We start from the raw sequence: 2,805 nt of genomic DNA on the forward strand, positions 1-2,805 counted from the left end.
TCCTGTCTTTTGTGTTCGAGCAATACTCCTACAACCCTTGTACGGTAAGCTTTTTGCTTCTTTTCAGCAAGCCCTATCTAGCGAAAATGCAGGATTAACGGATCAGCGACGGCATAACGGAAAACCCGGGGCGTCTGGGTGGATTGGACGTCAATACAAATATCGGGACCATCTTGGCAACAGTCGCACGAGTAGCCACTGGATACCCGGGTGCGCCGGACCTTACTATCATTACCAGTGGAGAGAGGGGGACAGGGTGACAACAATTTACCTCCCCAGGAAAAAACTAGAGGCGGTTGAGAATGCGATCGCCCGTCGCGAATCAGTCAACGCAATTCTCATGATGTTGGGTTAGATGCGATCGCCGTCAATTCTTCTCCTCGATGTTCTATAGCATTGCCCTCCCCCTCCGGTATCCATCAATGCTATAGAACAGGGGCAAGGGGGAGGGGGTGAGGTAGAGTGGCGATCGCACCTGGGGATTGTTTGGTGCGATCGCCAATTGCCACCGGGTCAAACCTCATCAAGCTGAGGTTTTAACTTTGTCCAGCCTAATCGGGATAAATGACCATGAACATCAGCCCAAAGCTCAGAGTTATTGGGGTCAAGCCAATCTAACTGCAAGCAGCGTTCTAACTTTTGCAATTCTGCATAGGCGCGGAAAGCATAACGGATTTTGACCCCTAGAAACTTGTTGACAATCGGGACCAGATAGACGTTTGGGTATTTTTCCAGTATCCCCGCGATGATTTCCAAATAATTCACCAGTAAAACATCCATGTCTCCCCCGGTGACTTGCAGATAGTGGAGATTTCCCACACAGTAGCGATCGTCTCCTTGGTATTCAAGAAACCGCTCCTCCCAAGGGAGACTTTTTACCCGGGTGATTTCTTCTAACTTAATCGCCCCGTGCATCTCCGTGGCTGGAAACAGAAAGACGCGATCGCACCGAGGTGATACCAGATCCAGAGCGCGAATTAGCTCACGGTCGTTAATCGGTAGACCCGGGACCGTGTAATTGGCGTAATCGGCAAATAGCCATTGAACCTCGGGGAATTTTAGAGTAGCAGTGGAATCCCCGATCAGCGCACGGGTTAAAATTTTGTCGCGGTTGAATCCGTCCAATGAGCGGAATTCTCCAGCTTCATCAATCCTGAAGTTTAAGTGTCTCATTATTTCTAACCGTCAAAAGAACAGAATAAGGGATTTATAGCAGTGCGATCGCGTTCGTCACCTGTTGCGGGTCAACCTCTACATACCGCAACAGAACCCGGTCATTCTTATGCCCCGTGATTTTCTTCAGCACCGGGATAGAGACCCCGGAACGGGACAAGGAAGTAATCAGAGTTCGACGGGTTGAATGGGTTGATATTCCCCGCCGCCCCAAGCCCGCTTTGTCAACCGCACGGCGAAACCATAAGTCAGCACTCTGAAATCGCACAGGGCGGGTCGGATATCTGGCGCTGGGGAATAACCATTCTGTGACAGGCGGGTGATAATTTTCGAGTTCCGACTTTAGCAGGGGATGGACTGGGACCTGCCTAGTCTCTCGGGACCCGTCTGGTGATGCCTTCCGAGTGCAAGCGCGGAAAGTGATGGTATCAAGGGCTGATGAGCGGGATGGGTCCTTGTAACAATCCGTTACCTTCAATTGGAGAATCGCCCCCCATCTCTCCCCTGTAAACCGAGCGATCGTCAAAAATAGGCGGTGAGTGGGATTGTTCAAATGTTTGAATATCCGGGCATAGTCTGAATCCGTTAAAATCTCCGATTGTCCATGACGAGAATTTTTAGGCATTTTAAAACTTTAACTTTAGACAAAAACCAGTACAAAACAACAACAATCACTTGAGTCAACGGCGACGCCATGAGGCTGCACTCTAGTCATAGCAAGTATTCCCAGTATTTTGCTTAACTGTAACTTTTGTCTAAAACTTAAACTTGAATCCGGAAAAAATCACGATTACAGTAGGGGGGTTAAGGTAAAGATTTGTGGGGAAATAACGGTGGATGACGAAGACAAAAGAATATTAAACTCGCGATTCACCCTGTTGCACTCAGCAATAGAGGAACTCGCCCGATTCCGTCGCAACGAGTATGAAGGGCTGTTGTTAAGGATTGAAGTCCTGGAATCAAGAATACAAGAAACTTATCTAAGTGCTCACTTCCAGGGCGGAATGTGGGGAGCCGGAGCGGGAGTAGCCTCCTCCTTATTTTTTCTAATGTCTATTCATTTTATTTTCACTGATTAGCCCCATAATAAAAGCTTGAATTATGACCTATAGCGATGATGAAAGCAGCAGCGATAATGGGGACACCTCATGGACGCCTAGTTGTGATATTTGTTACTTACTCTATAGCATTAAATCTACCGTAGAGAGTAATGCAAGTAGGCTGACCCAGATATCCACAGAAGTCAATAAATTGATGCCCATTCTTACGGCAAACTTTGATACGGCATTCACCTGGGATTATAAAATTAAAGCACAATGCAGTGACACAACCAATAAAGAATACAAAGGAACAGCAAAAGGTCTGCGTGCGCTGGTAGATATTCAAAGAGATATCGCTAAAATCTTACAAGATATGCAGAAAGCATCATGTGAAAACGATAATCTTGCTGTTATTCCAGAATGGTGGCAACTTAGACCAGAGGCGGATAGACCCCAATTAATAGTTCTCTGTGCTGAAAAAAAACCTGATGGGACCCTGGATAGTGCAAAATATGTAAGCAGTCATGCAAAATTAATTGCATATTTACCAAGTTTAATGTAAAATATGCAATATTAGGCATTAAAACGCAGA

The 2,805-nt window shown here is 46.4% G+C and carries 4 protein-coding genes; 2 read left to right on the plus strand and 2 right to left on the minus strand.

What is annotated here, in order from left to right; all coding sequences use genetic code 11:
- A partial coding sequence (locus tag NG792_RS28680; protein ID WP_261237786.1) for a hypothetical protein occupies window positions 1-355 on the plus strand: 355 nt, incomplete at its 5' end.
- A gap of 158 nt (window positions 356-513) precedes the next feature.
- Here NG792_RS28680 and NG792_RS28685 read toward each other — a convergent pair.
- A complete protein-coding gene (locus NG792_RS28685) occupies window positions 514-1,173 on the minus strand; it encodes a hypothetical protein (RefSeq protein ID WP_261237787.1) in 660 nt (219 codons plus the stop codon).
- Between the two features lie 34 nt (window positions 1,174-1,207).
- A complete protein-coding gene (locus NG792_RS28690) occupies window positions 1,208-1,798 on the minus strand; it encodes a tyrosine-type recombinase/integrase (protein WP_261237788.1) in 591 nt (196 codons plus the stop codon).
- A 476-nt stretch (window positions 1,799-2,274) separates the two neighbouring features.
- Here NG792_RS28690 and NG792_RS28695 point away from each other — a divergent pair, with 476 nt between their 5' ends.
- Entirely contained in the window at window positions 2,275-2,775 is a 501-nt protein-coding gene (locus NG792_RS28695; RefSeq protein WP_261237789.1) for a hypothetical protein, read from the plus strand.
- Window positions 2,776-2,805 lie beyond the last annotated feature (30 nt).

Source organism: Laspinema olomoucense D3b, assembly GCF_025370785.1.
Classification (GTDB): domain Bacteria; phylum Cyanobacteriota; class Cyanobacteriia; order Cyanobacteriales; family Laspinemataceae; genus Laspinema; species Laspinema olomoucense.